Source organism: Streptomyces orinoci (assembly GCF_003121295.1).
In the GTDB taxonomy this organism is placed as follows: Bacteria; Actinomycetota; Actinomycetes; order Streptomycetales; family Streptomycetaceae; genus Streptomyces; species Streptomyces orinoci.
This window is the reverse complement of record NZ_PHNC01000015.1, coordinates 1-15,515: the sequence shown is the minus strand read 5'-3', so window position 1 is coordinate 15,515 and position 15,515 is coordinate 1. Positions and strand designations below refer to the sequence as shown.

Genomic DNA, 15,515 nt, shown 5'->3' with positions numbered 1-15,515 from the left:
CCGCCATGACCTCACCCAGGAGGACCGCCGTGAAACGCACCGCTCCCCTTGCCGCCGCCATCGCCTTGTCCCTGCCCCTGGCAGCCACCGCAGCACCCTCCTCCGCGCAGGCCCGACAGCACACTTCGCACACCCACCAGGGCTTCTACGGGACCAAAACCCCCTACACACCCCAGGAAAACCCGGCCCGCTACCAGCACGCCCCCCAGGGATACATCCCGGTCTTCACCGAACATGTGGCCCGCCATGGATCCCGCGCCATGACCGACGGCGACGACGGCGAGACCGTGCTCGCGCTGCTGCGACGCGGACAAGAACACCACGCCCTCACCGGGCTCGGAAGAAGGCTGGCACCCCGGGTCCGCTCACTGCTCAGCGCCGCCTCCACCCTGGGGTACGGCAACCTCTCCGCACTCGGCGCACAGGAACACCGGCAGACGGCACAGCGCATGGCGCGGCGGCTGCCCTCGCTCTTCCGCGCAATCGCCGCCCAGCACCGGCCCATTACGGTCGAAACCTCGGGAGTGGACCGTACCGTCGCCAGCGCCCGCGCCTTCACCGGCGGCCTGGCCGCCGCCGACCCGGCACTCGCTGCCCTGATCCAAAAACCGGTCACCGACAAAGACCTTCTCTACTTCCCTCCCTGATCTTGCGTGGGTATCCCCGGCTTCAGCCGGGGAGGGAAACGCATCCTAAGACCGCTTTAGCCTGCACCTTAGAGCGGACGTTTTTGCTGCTCTATGTACTGACGGATCACGGTGAGCGGTGCACCGCCGCACGAGCCTGCGAAGTAGGAGCGGGACCAGAACACCGAGCCCATCCCGATGCGGTTGATGCGGCCGGCGTACTCGGCTCGCAGGTAACGAGAGCTGACGCCCTTGAGGCTGTTGATCAGCTTGGACAGGGCGATCTTCGGCGGGTAGCGCACGAGCAGGTGGACATGATCGGCTTCGCCGTTGAACTCGCGTAGCTCCGCCTCGAAGCTTCCGCACACCTCCCGCATGATCTCTTCGCAGCGCTTCAGCATCGCGTCGTCGAAGACGCCGCGCCGGTACTTGGTGATGAACACCAAGTGGGCGTGAAGGCTATAAGTGACGTGACGACCGGTGCGTACATCGGGGTTTGGTTCCCAGCGCGGTGACATACGCCAAGTGTAGTAGGATCCTGGAAGCCGGCCAGGAAGGGGGGTGGGCCGGGTGATCCGTGCGTACAAGTTCCTCCTGCGGCCCACCGTGGGCCAGCAAGCCGCGCTCGGCGAGATGCTGCGTGATCACTGCTCGCTGTACAACGGGGCGTTGCAGGAACGCCGGGACGCCTACCGGCACGCCTCGAAGACCACCGTCCGGTACGGGCAGCAGTCCGCCCAGCTCAAGGACATCCGGGCGTTTGACCCGGAGCGTCAGGGCCGGTGGTCGTTCTCCTCGCAGCAGGCAACCCTGCGCCGTCTCGACAAGGCGTTCGCCGCATTCTTCCGCCGCGTGAAGGCAGGAGACGAGCCCGGCTATCCACGGTTCCGGTCGGCCAAGAGGTTCGACACCGTGGACTTCCCCAAGGATGGCGACGGATGCCGCTGGGACTCCACCCCGCACGACCCCGTCACCCGCGTCCGCCTCCAAGGCGTCGGCCACGTCAAGGTGCACCAGCACCGGCCCGTGGCCGGCAAGGTCAAGACGATCTCGGTAAAGCGCGAGGGGCGACGCTGGTACGTCATCCTGACCGTCGGCCAGGCCGCGCCCGGACCTCTCCCGCCCACCGGCGCAGTGGTCGGCCTCGACATGGGCATCGCGAACTTCCTCGCCGACTCCGACGGCGCATTCGTTGCCAACCCGCGCCACGGGGCGAAGGCCGCCGCGAGGCTCGAAGCCGCACAACAGGCACTCTCCCGCTGCAAGCGGGGCTCGAACCGACGCCGCAAGGCCGTGCAGACGCTCGCCCGGCTGCATCGCAAGGTGCGCCGTCAGCGTCTGGACCACGCGCACAAGACCGCTCTTGAGTACGTGCGCAACAACGACTTCATCGCGCACGAAGACCTCAAGATCCGCAACATGAGCAAGACCCCGGATCCCAAGCCGGACCCCCAACAGCCGGGCAGCTTCCTGCCCAACGGGGCCGCAGCCAAGGCCGGGCTCAACCGCTCGATCGCTGACGTCGGCTGGGGGGTGTTCCTGACGATCCTCACCGCCAAGGCAGAATGCGCCGGACGGGAAGTGATGGCAGTGGACCCCCGCAACACCTCCCGGCGATGCCCTGGATGCGGGCACACCGCCAAGGAGAACCGGCCCACCCAGGAGAAGTTTCACTGTCAGAGCTGCGGCCACCAGGCGCACGCGGACACAGTGGGTGCGATCAACGTTCTACGGGCCGGGCTGGTCCGTCGCGACGCCAACCCGGCATAGCGAGAAGCCCCCTCGTTCACAAGGGGGAGGAGTCACAAACAGCCGCAGAACGCCGACTACCGGGACTACCTGGCCCACGACCCCCAACTGGCCGCCGTGCTCCATGAGATCAACGGCCGACCGCGCACCGCCCAAGCGGCCCACCATGTGGTGACCCGCCTCTTCACCGGCGACTTCACCAGCTCCCTCTCCTCCGACGAACAGATCTCCTTCGCCCAGTCCCTGTACGCGCTCTACAGCGCCGCCCCCGACCTGCGCCTTGAAGCGCCCGATGCCGATCTCGGCCCCTTCCTCACCCCTGCCGACGCCAAGTGGTTCGCCTACCTCGACGACGCCGAGGACTTCTACGAAAAGGGCCCCGCCTTCCGCGGCCGCGCCATCACCTACAAACTGGCCGGCGTCCTCCTCGACGACCTTCTCGCCCAGGCCGAAGCCAGGGCCAATGGCACCAGCGACAAGGGCGCGGTGCTGCGCTTCACCCATGCCGAGGAAATCGAACCGCTCGCCGCCTTGATGCGGTTGCCCGGCAGCACCAAGCAGGCCGAACCCGGCCGGCCGTACTCATACGCAAACAACCCCTGGCGCGGCGCCCATGTCGCACCGATGGCCGCGAACATCCAATGGGACCTCTATGCCAAGGGCGCCGGTGACAACTCCAGTGGCAGATCAGCCACCTACCTGGTCCGGATGCTCTACAACGAAAAGGAAACCGCCTTCAAACCCTCCTGCCACCCCATCGCCAAGGGCAGCCACTTCTACCAACTCGACGAGCTCAAGCGCTGTTTGCAACACAACTGACGGCGACGGGTGGCCCCGGTTCAATCCAAGCGGTGGATCCGGTATCCGATGGTGCGCGGGCCGGCCAGCCGGCCTTCGCCGACGAACAGGCTCCGGGTGAGCCATTGGTACCGGGAGACACCGGTGTCGAACTGGGCGACCATCCACTCCATCGGTGTCCAGCTCGACATGGAACCAGACGGCCGCTTCCTCCCAGAAGCAGCGAAGCCCGCGCGTCATTGGCCGACCGTTCCGCAAGGTTCGTCGTCCCAACGCCAGGCGGCGGTACCGTCGTTGCGAATGCGCAGCAGGAACTCAGCGACCGGGCTGCCGTCCGGAAACGTCATGATGAGCGCGCCGCTGATTCGGGCGCAGCAGTCTTCGGCCTGCTCCCAGTCCTCCTCATCGACAGCCCGCTCGTGCTCGATGAAGAGGGCACGGAACTCCTCGAAGCCGGCAAGCGTCTCGATTTCGGCGTGCGTCCAGGGCATATCGGCGCCGGTCACGGTCAGCCGGGCAATCTCCTGGTTGCCGTGGTGAAGCCGCCAGATACTGCCGGTGGTCAGGTGGGGGTTGGTCTTGGTCATGACTCCATGATGACGATGACCACTGGCAGGCTCTCGCCGCATCCGGCACCCGCCCTGCAACTGGTGCCTCTGCCGCCGGATATCAGGTGCTCTAGAGTCGCCGTATGCAACGAGGGACACGACTGGCAGTGGCCGCGGCCGCCGCCCTGGTCTGGGGTGAATGGTTGAACTGGCGTTGGTCCCAAGCTCTCGTGGGAAACCGGGAGGGCCCTTCCGAGGCCGTGGTGGTACTGGGTTTCCGCAACCCCCAACCGGCGGCGAACTTCATCAACCGCTGGCGCGTCCGGGCCGGTATCCGTTCCATCACCGGCGACCATGCGCGGGACACCCGCCTGATCTTCAGCGGCGGTGCCACCGGCAAGGGCGTCGCGGAAGCGGAGTTGCTGGCCGACTATGCGAGGTCGGTGCTCCGGTGGGACGGCGAAGTGCTCCTCGAAGACCGAAGCAGGACCACATGGGAGAACGTCATAAACGTGATCCCGCTGCTCGAAGACGTGGACCGCATCAAGATCGCCTCACAACCGGCTCATGCCCTCAAGGCCCGCGCCTATTTGCGGCGCCAGCGCCCCGATCTTGCCGAGCGGCTGGTGCGTGCGGATGACTACCGTCCTGGCGAGTGGCTGCTCGGCAAACCCCTGCTGGCTCTGTACGGGCTCTGGACACTCCGCGGTATCCGGGCCGGCGAACGGAAGCTCTCGCCGCGCTAACCGGCCGAGGGCGCCCGGCCCAGGGGGCGCTTCTCCCCGACCACCGTCTCTTGCAAGATCGAGCACCGCGCGGCGGGTGACGTCGGCCCCGGCAAACAGGGCGCTCCCTGGCTGGTGAGAGCGATGCGCACCGGGCAGGCGTCGGCCGGTGCTCCCGGTCGCAGACCGTCACGGCGTCCGCAATTCGGGCGGGAACCCGGTCCAGCGCAGGTCGTCCGGAAGATGACCGACGTCGTTGTAGACCAGCACGGCCGCGGGCCGGGCCGGAGCGTAACGGATCACCGTGAGCGCCGCGTTGCCATGGTTGAGTCCCATCCAGCGCCAGGCCGGGGCACCCATGGCGGCGCGGACCAGCCAGGCGACGAGGAAGGCATGGGTGACGACGAGTTCGTGACGGGGCCGATCCCCGTGTTCCTCCGGCCCGGTGAAGTCCGTGAGCGCCTGACGGGCCAGCTCCGCGCCGCGTGCACGTTCCCCGGCCGGCACCGAGGCGAGGCGGGGCAGCATGGCCTCGGCGATGTCCGGGGGGAGCTCCCCGCGTTCCGGGACGTACGGGATGTAGTCCCCGGCCGCCTCGCACTCGCGCAGCGGCACCGTGCCCAGTTGTTCCGCGATCAGCCGGGCGGTCTGCGCCGCGCGGGGCAGCGGGCCATGGTGGACGGCCGTCAGCGGCACTCCACGCAGGCGCCTGCCCAGCAACTCGGCCTGCCGTTGCCCGGCCTCGGTGAGCGCGCGTTCGTCGGGAGTCGCCTCACCATGGCGGGCCAAGTAGAGGTAGCGATCTTGCATGCCCAGGTGGACGCCATTCCAGTAGCGACGGTTCCGGGTGCCAGGCACCCTCGTTGCGCTATTCGTTGGGCGCTGCCATGACCCTCACCACGGCCATTTCCAGCCACTCTTGGCGCCGACCCCGCCCTCCCCGCCTGCCGTCCCGCAAGGCGCGGCGAACAGCCGTCCGACAGTGCCGCGGCCGCCGCTTGATCACCTTTCGGTTAGTACCGCGTCGCCCTGTGTTGTTACATGATCAAGTCGCGGCTACATTGTGCTCGCCTCGCGCCAATCCTCCGTGACCGGCCGGTTCCCCCATGTGACGAGCGAGGTCATGGAGTTGGGGAGCGGTCATCCGGTCCCCGGCCGGCCACCGTCCGCAGCGCCGCGCGCGGCCATGGCTGGTTCTCTTTCAGGGGGTTTCGTTGGTGTCCGGTTCTGCCCTTGGGGGCACTACGCCCACCGCTTTCTCAACTGAAGTGATCTTTTTCAATGTGGGCCAGGGAGACTGCACCCTTCTGATCTTCTACGGGGATCAGGAGTTGGCGAGAAGGCCGTTCTCATCGACTGCGGGAGCCAGAGCAAGCAGCCCCCGCTGCGCCGTGGCGAGGCGGATCACGCCAAGCGGGTGGGCGCCAAGCTCGCCCAGTATCTGGGGCGCATGAAGAACCCCAATGTCCTTGACTGCCTGGTCCTGACACACCCCGACAGGGATCACTACAACCTGTTGCCCAAGGTGTTGCTGAATGACAAGAACAAGCTCCGCTACACCATCAAACAGGTCCGGTTCAGCGGCGAGTTGGGGCACTACCGAAACGACCTGGACGGCGGCGTCTCCATAGCCGACATTCTGGAGAACTGGCGGTCCTATTCGAGCGCCCCGCCGCCCTGGCGGTCCGGCGCCCCGGTCACCGAGCCGTCGCCCACCGCGCCACGGCTGCTGCTCAGCGGGCCGGGCACGAACCCGGCGGAGCTCTATGTGCTCGCCGCCAATACCGCGGCGAGCCGGGGACGTCCCCGGAAGCGCAAGGCCCCCTTCGCCGCCGCCCGTTCCCACCGCTGGCCCCTGCCGGTGGAGCGCCTGGACAGCCCCCATACCGCGATGGCCGGGACCAGGCACAGGCGTGCCGCGGAATACAACAGCAACCGTGGCTCGATCGTGCTGATGCTGGCCGGACGGAACCCATCCGGCGCCCGGCAGCGGGTCTTCCTGACGGCGGACGCCGGCCGCGATGTCGAGAAGAGCATCCTGGAGAACCTGGGGGACGCCGCCCCCGGGCTCCGCCGCACGGGCAACACCTGGCTGAAGATGGGGCACCACGGCAGCACCACCTCCACCTCGGATGAATGGCTGGCACGTCTCACCCCGGACGGGCTGCTGATCAGCGCCGGCACGAAAACCTTTGGGCGCCATGGCACCGGAATGCCCAGTTTCAGCCACCTGGAGCATGTGCTGGAGCAGCGCAAGGGCTTCAAACCGCCGCTCCCCGCGCCCGCGAAGCCGCGATCGGCGCCCAAGGTCGCGTACTTCGCCGACGAGGACGGCGACCTGCCCCGCCGGGTGGACGAGCGATTCCGGACGGAGAAGGCCATCGCCGGCCTGGCCACCAATATGTGCCAGCTGCCGCCCGACGATGAGCGCGAGACCGGCTTCGCGAAGGGCGTGGACTGGCATTTGACCATCGACGCGGACGGCCCCAACACCTACAAGCTCGGCTACAAGTGAGCGGAGAAAGTCGTATGACACTGGCCATCGCGGCCCTGCGGGAGCAACTGGCCGCAAGCGCCGGCAGCGTGTTCCGGCTCACCGCCGAGGAGTTGGGCATACCCGCCGCGGAGACCCTGTTCCACGACCATCTGGACGGCGCCACACTGACGCTGTCCGCCTGCGAACCCTTCCCCTCCGAGCTGGCGGTCGTCGGAGAGCTGCGGCTGCGGCATCTTGCCATGGCCGTCACCGTGCTGGTCTCCTTCCTCGCCGACGACAACGAGGAGTTCGTGGCCGGGATCCGGATCGACGCGGAGCTTCCGGACTGGACCGTGCCCCCGGAGCACCTGGACATCGACCCGGCGGTCCTGCGCACCTTCGGCTTCACCGCGCTGCATCTGCTCCTGGACGCCACACCGGCGGCGGACGGCGCTGTGCTCCCCCGGGTGGGCCTGGGCGCGTCCCGGTCCTTTCCCGGGGCCGGGGCGGACGATGAGGCGTTGGCCTATGTCACGGGCTTCGATCCGCCGTACGAGGACAGCGCCTGGTGTCTCTCCGGCGAGTTCGAGCCGGTCCCCTTGCGCGGTCTCGACGATCTGGCCTCGCTGATCCCCGGACTGGAACCGGGACGGTTCTCGCTGCCGCCGGAGTTCGGCAGTGGCCAACTGGCCATCGGCGGCCTGTCGGTGACCTTCGCGCCGGGCGACGGTGGCCGGCCGGGCCGGTTGCTGTCGGCGTGGATCCGGGTGGAGCTGGACGCCACCTGGTCGGTCTTTCCGGGGTACTTCGAGATTTCCGATCCGGCGGCCGAGTTCGCGGTGACCCTGGCCCCCGGCGGCTTTGCCGTCCAGGCGCTGATCAGCGGCTTCTTCACAGTCGCCGAACAGGTGGAGCTCAGTGCCGAGGTGGTGCTGCCGCAATGCAGGGTGATCGCCCAGCTGGTCGATCCGGTGCCCCTGACCCCAGTGCTGGAGCGGTGGTTCCCGGGGGCGGGGCTGCCCGCAGACGCGCTGTCCGTGCGTGATCTGCGGTTCGAGACCACGGCCGGTGACGGCGCACCCGCCTTCGGCATGGATCTGGCGCTGGCGGGCACCTGGCGGCCGGTGGAACCGGTCGTCACCACCGACCTCGCGCTCTCGCTGCTGATCGGCGGCCCGACCGGGTGGCAGGGCTCGCTTGAAGCCATATGGGAGCTGGGCGACGGCAAGGTACTGCTCCGTGCCGCCTACGAGGGCGGCAATTGGACCTTCGGCGGTATCGCCTCGCATCTGACGGCCCGCGAGCTGTTCGCGGCCTTTGACGCCGAACCTCCCTCCCTCCTGGAGGACTTGGAGCTGCTGTCACTCACCGTCGGCTTCGACGGCAACGGTCGGCGGTTCGAGCTGGGCGGGGCGCTGGCCTTCCCGATGGGCACGGCGGACGCCGTACTCACCCTGGACACCCAGCTCAATCGCCGTGAGTCCGGCAGCGGTTACGACCGTTCCATCACCGGCGTGCTGGACATCACCCTCCCCGACTCCGAAGCGGACGCGGAGGAGGCGTACGCCCGGCGCACGCTGACCGGTGAGCAGGACCCCGGGCCGCGTGTGCTGCGCTTTGCCGTGGACTACCAGGAGGACGGCTCCGGGGCCACCGTGACCGGGACCTGGTCCGCCCAGCCGGGCATCGGGCTCACCGACCTCGCCTCGGCGCTGGGCGTCGAACTCCCCGATCTCCCGGAGATCTTGCGGCCCGAGCTGACCGCGCTCACCCTGCGGTACCACAGCGGCAGCGGGCGACTGCTGCTGACGGCCGTCACCGAGCACACCGGCTGGGTCTTCGCCACCGCCGCCGGACAGCCCGGCATGGCGGTCGCGGCCCGGGTCGCCCTGGACGCCCGGGCCTCCCAACTGCCCCTGGTCGGCGAGGCCATCCCGGCCGGCTCCGACCTGGTGCTGGACGCCCTCACCTTCACCAGCGCCCCCTCCGGCTGGACGCCGGAGCGGGCCGCGGCGCTCAACTCCGAACTGGACCAGGCCGATCCGAACGAACCCCAGCGGCTCCCCCGGTTTGCCACCGGCACCGCCGCCGTACCGGGAATGGCCGTCCAGGTCGGACTGACCGTGGCCGGGGAGCGTCTGGACCCGCTCGTCCTGCCCCTCACCACGGGCGGCAGCGGCACGGTCGTCACCGGCGCCGCTCCCCCGCCCGCGCGCACCGCCGCTTCCCCCGATGGCGGCGCCGTACGCGAACTGGGCCTGGTCTTCGGCCCGGTACGCCTCGGCCGGATCCGGCTGGGCTCCGCCCAGGGCCGGATATTCGTCGCCCTGGACGCCGAACTGACCGTCGGCCCCGTGCGGCTGATCCTCCTCGGACTCGGCCTGGGCATCGACGGTGAACTGCGCGTCGCCCCGGTCCTGCGCGGCGCCGGCGTCGAGCTGAACAAGCCCCCGCTCAGACTCGGCGGCCTGCTGGAGCGCCGCACCGGCTCCGATGTGGCGCCGGGGATAACGGAGCAGTACAACGGCCTGGTCGCCCTGGAGACCGGCTTCTTCGCCCTGACCGCCGCCGGCTCCTATGCCAAGGCCGAGGCCGGCTGGTCGTCGATGTTCCTGTTCGGCGAGATCTCCGGGGGCGACAAGGGCCTGTTCGGCCCGCCGCAGTTCCGGGTGATCGCCATCTCGCTGGGCTTCGGCGTCAATTCCACCGTGCGCCCGCCGTCCATCGCCGAGGTCGGCGAGTTCCCGCTGGTGCAGCGGCTGGCCGGCACCGAAACCGGCACCACACCGGAGGAGGTGCTGGAGCGGCTGGCCGGTCCGGGCGGCTGGGTCACTCCGCGCGAGGGCCAGTACTGGGGCGCGGGCGGCGTGGAAGCGTCCTGGAGTTCCTGCGGGCCCGTGCGCTGCTGCTGGTCGAGGGCGGCGAGACCTGGCAGGTGCTGCTGACCGGCCGGACAACGCTGGATCTGCCGCGCGGCCGGGCCACCAATACGCACCCGCTCGCCCGGATCATCGTGGACCTGGCCATCGCCTACCACGCCGACCAGGATCTGTTCGCCATGGACGCGGCCCTGGCGCCCGGCTCCTATGTGATCGACCCGGCCGCCGAGCTGACCGGCGGCCTCTCCCTGCGTCTGTGGGGCCGGGACCGCACCGCCTCCGGCGGCGGCAAGGGCTTTGTGTTCACCATCGGCGGCTACCACCCCCGCTTCGACATCCCCGACTACTACCCCCGCCCGGCACGCGTCGGCTGGCGGTGGGCACGCGGCCCGGTGACCATCCGCGGGCAGGTGTACGCGGCGCTGACCGACCGGGCGTTTATGGCGGGCGGCGAGCTGTCCGCCTCCTACGACCAGTCCCATGGCATCCAGTTGCAGGCATGGTTCACCGCCTGGCTCGATGTGCTGGTGCAGTGGAAGCCCTTCGCCTTCGAGCTGACCATGGGCCAGAGCATCGGCGTCGCGGCGACGGTGAAGGTGGCCTTTGTCCGGGTCCGGGTCTCGCTGGAGGTGGGCGTCTCCCTGGAGTTGTGGGGCCCGCCCATCGGCGGCCGGGCGCTGGTGAAGGTCTGGTTCATCACCTTCACCCTGCACATCGGCTCGGGACGGCAGGCCGCACCCGAGGTGGACTGGCCGGAGTTCCGGACCCAGTTGCCCGCCCCGCTGTCGGTGACCCCGCTGGCCGGACTGCTGGTGGACGTCGATCCGGCGGAGAGCGCGGCCCGCACGGCAGCCGACGAGCCGGTGCTGGCCTCGGCCGACGGCTTCGCCATACGTACCGAGTCCGCTGTCCCGGCGGTGCGGCTGCTGCTCAACGGCCGGGTGCTGGCCGAGACTCAGGGCCGGGAGACCATCGACGTCCGCCCGATGCGGCTGAGCGGCGTCGTCTCCGAACAGCACGTCACCATCCGCCGGTTCGACACCACATACGACACCACGGGATGGACCGTCACCCCGCTCACCCAGGACCTGCCACGTGCCCTGTGGGGGCGTCCGCTGTCCCGTCCCGGGGACGCGCTGGACGAGGACGGCCTGCTGACCGGCTGTCTCTCCGGCATCGAGTTCCGGGTGCCGCCGCTCCAACTGGGGCACAGTCTGGGCCCGGTGCGTGCCGAGGCGCTGGCGGCGGACGGGCTGCCGTACGCCCCCATCGGACTGCGGGACGATACGCCCGCCGGGCCGCCGTCCGAGCCGGACCCGCAGAGCATCGCCGTGCTCACCGATCCGGACCGGGGCATCGCCGCCGCATCAACGGTCCGCGCCCGGGCCGGCGTTCACTCGGCACTGGCCGCCATGGGCCTCGCCCCGGGCCCCGACGGCCCGGTGTCCGGCTTCGCCGAGCGCGCCCATGCCCTGTTCACCCATCCGCCCATGACCACCACAGCCGAGAGGTGAGCCGACCATGAGCGCGGCCGACGACCTGCGGGTCGCCTTCCACGACTACCGCCGCCCGGTGGCCACCGCCGGCGTCTACACCATCCGCACCGAGCAGCACCTGACCCACAACGGCAGCCGCCTGGACGCCGATTCGCCCATCGCACCGGCCGAGCAGCGATTCGAGATCCGCGCCGTGCGGTTCGTTCTCGACCCCTCCTCGGTGCATGCCACCTACCCGCCGCCCGGCGGCAGCGGCGACTACTCCCGCGTCCTGCCGCATATCACCCTCAACCGCTCGATCCTGCCGTGGGAACGGGAGCTGCGCGCCCGGCGGGCGCCGGACCGGGCGCCCTGGCTGGCGGTGCTGGTGGTGCGGGCCGGTGAACTGCCGGACGATCCCGAGGGCTTGGGCGCCACGGCCACCCGCACCGTGGCCGAGCTGCGCCGGCCGGGCCCGGGCATCCTCGGCCCGCTGCTGAGCGATGACGGGATCACCCCGGAGATAGAGGCGACCCGCTGCCAGACCCTCGACGTCCCGGCCGGGCTCTTCACGGCCGTCGTGCCGCGCGAGGAGGAGCTGAACTACCTCGCCCACGTCCGTGATGTCACCACCGCGCCGCAGCAGCGGGACAACGGCGAGGTGGTCGCCGAGGGCCAGTACGCGGTCGTCGCCGCCAACCGGTTGCCGCGCGAACCGGGCTCCTGGTCCGCTCACTTGGTGTCCCTGGAGGGATTCGAGGGGCGGCTCGCCCCCGGGTCGCTGCCGGCCGGCACACAGGCGGTGCGGCTGTGTGTGCTGCACTCCTGGAGCTTCACCAGCGACCCCGACGGCCGGGTCAATGCCTCGGCTCTGCTGGGCAATCTGGTGGCACCGGCCCACGAGGACCCGGAAAATCTGGTGCTCCGGCTGACCTCGCCCGCGGTGAGTGACAGTACGGACGAGGCCGCAAGCTATGCGCGGCGCCGCCTGGAGCTGGGCTATGTGCCCGTGCCCTACCGGCTGCTCTCCGGCGAGACGACCTATGGCTGGTACCGGGGCCCGTTCACCCCGGTCACCGCCGCGCCCACCCGGGACTTCATCCGCGACGAGCCCAGGACCACCGCGGACCACGCGCTGATCTACGATCCCGAGCACGGGCTCTTCGATGTTTCCTACGCCGCCGCGTGGACGCTGGGGCGCACCCTGGCCCTCTCCGACCCCGACTACGCCGAGGAGATCACCCGCGCTCGCCGGGAGCTGGCCAACACCGCCACCCGCACCATGGCCACGGCCGCCGACCCCCGGCTGGCCTCCGCCGACGACCCGGCCGATCCGCGCGGCACCGCCCTGCGGGAGCTGGCGGACCCGGGCTTCGCCCGGGAACTGCTGGACGCCCTGGCCCAGCCCCGCGGCCGTTCCAGGGAGTCGGACCCGCCGCCGCCCGAGCCCCGCACCCGCATGGCCCGCACCGAGGCCCGCGCCCTGCTGGCCTCCACTCCCCGGCAGGCCGCCCTGCGCGCCGCCGCGGCCCGGCAGGTCCGTACCCTGCCGGACTGGCTGGACGGCCTGCGGCTGTTGCGCCGAGTGCCGTTCGCCTACCTGGTGCCGGACGCCCGGATGCTGCCACCGGAGTCGCTGCGGCTTTTCCGGGTCGATGCGGCCTGGCTCGGCGCACTGGAGGCGGGCGCCCGCGATGTGGGAGTGCACACCTCGCTGGACGCCGCCGTGGACTTCGCGCTCACCGCGGCGGTGGACGGTGCCCGTACGGGCGCGGTACGCCCGGCGGCCGGACTGCTGATGCGCTCCGAATTCGCCCACGCCTACCCGGTGTTCGACCTCTGGGCCAGCGCCGGGGGCTCGCCGGTCGCCGAGCTGCGCCGCGACCATATGGCCCCGGACACCGTGCTGGTGCTGCTCGATGCCGTCCCGGACGAGGTGGTGATCCGCGAACCGGGCCAGGGCCTGCACTTCGGTATCGACACCGACCGGCACGGCAATGGCGTGGTCAACCTGCGCGACATCAACCCCGGTGACCCGCTGGGCTTCCCGCTGGGCCGTACCTACCCGGCCGACGGCGGCAGCCTCTTCGACCACCATCTGCGCCCCCGGCCCGACGGCACCCCCGATGTGCTCGCCCTGCGCGGCGAGGGCGGCCTGGTCCCTGCTCTCGCCAGGGCGCTCGACCCGGACCTCACCGACCTCACCCCGGGCGGCTTCGCCCTCCAACTCGTCAACGCCCCCGTCGAACAGCGCCTCACCGTGCGAGCCGCGGCGGATCACCAGGAGAACACCCGATGACCGACACCGATCTGATCGTGCCCATCGAGGTGCACGCCCTTGTCGCCAACTACGCGGTGGCCAACCACGACAGCTTCCGGCGCTGGCGGCCGCGGTTCGCCCGGACCTTCAGTGATCGCCACCGCTACCACGCCGAACCGGGCATCGAATACTCCGAGGGCCGGCCCGGGGAGGGCATCCACATCCAGTGGCAGCTCCCGGAGGCCCTGGCCACCGGGGTCATCGACCAGCGCACCGGGGAGTCACGGTTCCCGCTGGTGCCCAACCGGTGGCTGGTGGTCCGCTACGCCGAGGTACGCGGCCGGTTGCGCACGGCCGGCTTCCTGGTGCACAGCGACTACCTGGAGACCGCCGACAGCGACACGGACGTGGCCACCACACCGTTTGTGGACCCGGACGCGCCGCGCGCCGCCTGGATCGGCCGGGTCCACCCGCTCACCGAAGGCCCCTGGGAGGAAGCCGCGGCCCGGCCGCCGTTTCTGACCGCCATCGGCAGCGGCCTGCCCGCCTTCGCCGCCTTCGCGCCGTACCACGAGAACGTCTTCTCCTTCCGCGACACCCTCGCCGATCTCAAGGAGAACGAGAACTACCCGCCGCCGTGCACCGTCAGCTATCTGGTGCTCGGCTGGTACAGCAGCGACGACGCCGATATCCTCCGCACCGCCGCCGGCATCGAGGGCCTGCTGCCGCCGGAGGCCGACCCGGCGCGCGCCGCCGATGTGCTGGCCGCCCTGGGCTGGGCCGCGCCCCCGGACATGCCGGACACGGTGGCCCGTACCCGCTACGCGGGCACCGTACTGGGCGTCACCTGGGACCGCGAGGGCGGGCATCTGCCGTCCGACCGGCCGGACGGCGACAGTGTCACCGTCGCGGTGGGCCACAGCACCGCCGACGCGGTGGCCGCGCTCACCGCCCACCGCACCGGCTCCGCCCGCACCGGCGACCTGGTCCGCGCCCTGTTCACCGGCAGCCCGGACGAACTGGACGACCCCGACCGGCGCTTGCCGCTGGACGACATCACCCGGCGGTCCTGGTTCAGCGCCCATGACGGCGGCGCGGCCTGGCAGGTGGTCAACCGGCCGCAGGACGGCGCCGATGCGCAGCAGCCGCCGCCCGCCCAGCCCTCCTGGGTGGCCCGGCTCAACCGCGACCAGGACGCCTATGACCGCGCCCTGCGCCAACTGGACGACGCCCAGTGGCGGCTGTGGTCCCTGTGGTGGCTGCGCAACCTGCCCGAGAACCGCCGCCCGCACGACTACGCCTTCGACCCGGCGGAGTGGGACCGCGAGATTGCCCGGGCCGAGTCCCAGGTGGCGACGGCGCGGGAGGCCCTTGCGGCCGTGCCGGACGTCCCGCACGGCACCACCCCCGAAGAAGTCCAGGCCGCCATCGACGCCTACGCCCAGCGCATGGGCCTGGCACCGGAGTTGGAGCTGAAGCGCTCCCCGCAGCGGAGCTACTACCGCCCCGCCGACCCGGTGCTCGCCCTCAGCGGCCACTCGGTGACGCCCCCGCTGGGCCGCGACGAGGACGACCCGCTGCCGCTGCGCCTGCCGTCCCGGCTGCTGACCCGGGTGAAGATCAACGACCGGTGGACGGAGCGCCCCTCCTCCCCCTCGCTGCCGCCCAACGCCGACGGCCTGCCGACCGTACTCACCCCGCTGCTGGCCGAGTTCGCCCTGCTCGACCAGGCGGTACGCACCACCGCGACGGGCGACGGCAGCACCGGCCGCACCGCGCTGCACGCCATCCTCGCCGACCCGGACGGCCGGTCCGAGGGCCCCTGGCCCGAGTACACCCGGGTCTGGCGGCAGCCCTGGCTGCCGCTCTACCTCCAGTGGGAGCTCAAGCACTGCGCCACTCCCTACCAGGACGAATCGGGCGTGCAACGCTGGGAGTTCGACGGGGAGCGCTACCGCTGGCAGGGCGGGAACGCCGCG

10 protein-coding genes and 2 pseudogenes are annotated in these 15,515 nt (G+C 70.6%); 8 read left to right on the top strand and 4 right to left on the bottom strand.

Going from position 1 to position 15,515, the window contains the following annotated elements; all coding sequences use genetic code 11:
- Positions 1 to 29: 29 nt before the first annotated feature.
- Positions 30 to 647 (top strand): histidine-type phosphatase, encoded by a 618-nt coding sequence (locus CV755_RS12075; protein WP_206608420.1) that lies wholly within the window; start codon positions 30 to 32, stop codon positions 645 to 647.
- Between the two features lie 68 nt (positions 648 to 715).
- Here the strand turns inward: CV755_RS12075 and tnpA are convergent, their stop codons facing one another.
- On the bottom strand, positions 716 to 1,144 hold the full coding sequence (tnpA, locus tag CV755_RS12070; protein ID WP_109280222.1) for an IS200/IS605 family transposase: 429 nt from the start codon (positions 1,142 to 1,144) through the stop codon (positions 716 to 718).
- Positions 1,145 to 1,196: 52 nt separating this feature from the next.
- Between tnpA and CV755_RS12065 the strand changes: the two genes are divergently transcribed.
- Positions 1,197 to 2,396 carry an RNA-guided endonuclease InsQ/TnpB family protein gene (locus CV755_RS12065; protein ID WP_109280277.1) on the top strand — a complete coding sequence of 400 codons (1,200 nt, stop codon included), beginning with the start codon at positions 1,197 to 1,199 and terminating at the stop codon, positions 2,394 to 2,396.
- A gap of 96 nt (positions 2,397 to 2,492) precedes the next feature.
- Positions 2,493 to 3,194 (top strand): histidine-type phosphatase, encoded by a 702-nt coding sequence (locus CV755_RS12060; RefSeq protein ID WP_241561152.1) that lies wholly within the window; start codon positions 2,493 to 2,495, stop codon positions 3,192 to 3,194.
- 20 nt (positions 3,195 to 3,214) lie between these two features.
- On the opposite strand, the gene CV755_RS12055 is transcribed toward CV755_RS12060, so the two are convergent.
- Both CV755_RS12055 and CV755_RS12050 read right to left on the bottom strand, forming a co-directional pair.
- On the bottom strand, positions 3,215 to 3,364 hold the full coding sequence (locus CV755_RS12055; RefSeq protein ID WP_109280220.1) for a DUF3237 family protein: 150 nt from the start codon (positions 3,362 to 3,364) through the stop codon (positions 3,215 to 3,217).
- Between the two features lie 45 nt (positions 3,365 to 3,409).
- Complete coding sequence (locus CV755_RS12050; RefSeq protein ID WP_109280219.1) at positions 3,410 to 3,760, bottom strand: hypothetical protein; 351 nt, start codon at positions 3,758 to 3,760, stop codon at positions 3,410 to 3,412.
- A gap of 104 nt (positions 3,761 to 3,864) precedes the next feature.
- On the opposite strand from CV755_RS12050, the gene CV755_RS12045 reads away from it, so the two are divergent.
- A complete protein-coding gene (locus CV755_RS12045) occupies positions 3,865 to 4,467 on the top strand; it encodes a YdcF family protein (RefSeq protein ID WP_109280218.1) in 603 nt (200 codons plus the stop codon).
- A 168-nt stretch (positions 4,468 to 4,635) separates the two neighbouring features.
- On the opposite strand, the gene CV755_RS12040 is transcribed toward CV755_RS12045, so the two are convergent.
- A complete protein-coding gene (locus tag CV755_RS12040; RefSeq protein ID WP_109280217.1) occupies positions 4,636 to 5,256 on the bottom strand; it encodes a histidine phosphatase family protein in 621 nt (206 codons plus the stop codon).
- Positions 5,257 to 5,863: 607 nt separating this feature from the next.
- Between CV755_RS12040 and CV755_RS12035 the strand changes: the two genes are divergently transcribed.
- From CV755_RS12035 to CV755_RS12015, 4 genes and pseudogenes are all read left to right on the top strand, one after another.
- Entirely contained in the window at positions 5,864 to 6,961 is a 1,098-nt protein-coding gene (locus tag CV755_RS12035) for a ComEC/Rec2 family competence protein (RefSeq protein ID WP_109280216.1), read from the top strand.
- Positions 6,962 to 6,975: 14 nt separating this feature from the next.
- Positions 6,976 to 11,315 (top strand): annotated as a pseudogene (locus CV755_RS12030) (DUF6603 domain-containing protein).
- Between the two features lie 7 nt (positions 11,316 to 11,322).
- The gene (locus tag CV755_RS12020; protein WP_109280213.1) at positions 11,323 to 13,575 is read left to right on the top strand and encodes a hypothetical protein; all 2,253 of its coding nucleotides are present in this window, start codon (positions 11,323 to 11,325) and stop codon (positions 13,573 to 13,575) included.
- Positions 13,572 to 15,515, top strand: a pseudogene (locus CV755_RS12015) (hypothetical protein); the annotation flags it as partial. The gene CV755_RS12020 and the pseudogene CV755_RS12015, both read left to right, overlap by 4 nt.

Coding starts and splice junctions, on each gene's coding strand:
- tnpA (WP_109280222.1), bottom strand. CDS start 1,144: ATGTCACCGCGCTGGGAACCAAACCCCGATGTACGCACCGGTCGTCAC.
- CV755_RS12055 (WP_109280220.1), bottom strand. CDS start 3,364: ATGTCGAGCTGGACACCGATGGAGTGGATGGTCGCCCAGTTCGACACC.
- CV755_RS12050 (WP_109280219.1), bottom strand. CDS start 3,760: ATGACCAAGACCAACCCCCACCTGACCACCGGCAGTATCTGGCGGCTT.
- CV755_RS12045 (WP_109280218.1), top strand. CDS start 3,865: ATGCAACGAGGGACACGACTGGCAGTGGCCGCGGCCGCCGCCCTGGTC.
- CV755_RS12040 (WP_109280217.1), bottom strand. CDS start 5,256: ATGCAAGATCGCTACCTCTACTTGGCCCGCCATGGTGAGGCGACTCCC.
- CV755_RS12020 (WP_109280213.1), top strand. CDS start 11,323: ATGAGCGCGGCCGACGACCTGCGGGTCGCCTTCCACGACTACCGCCGC.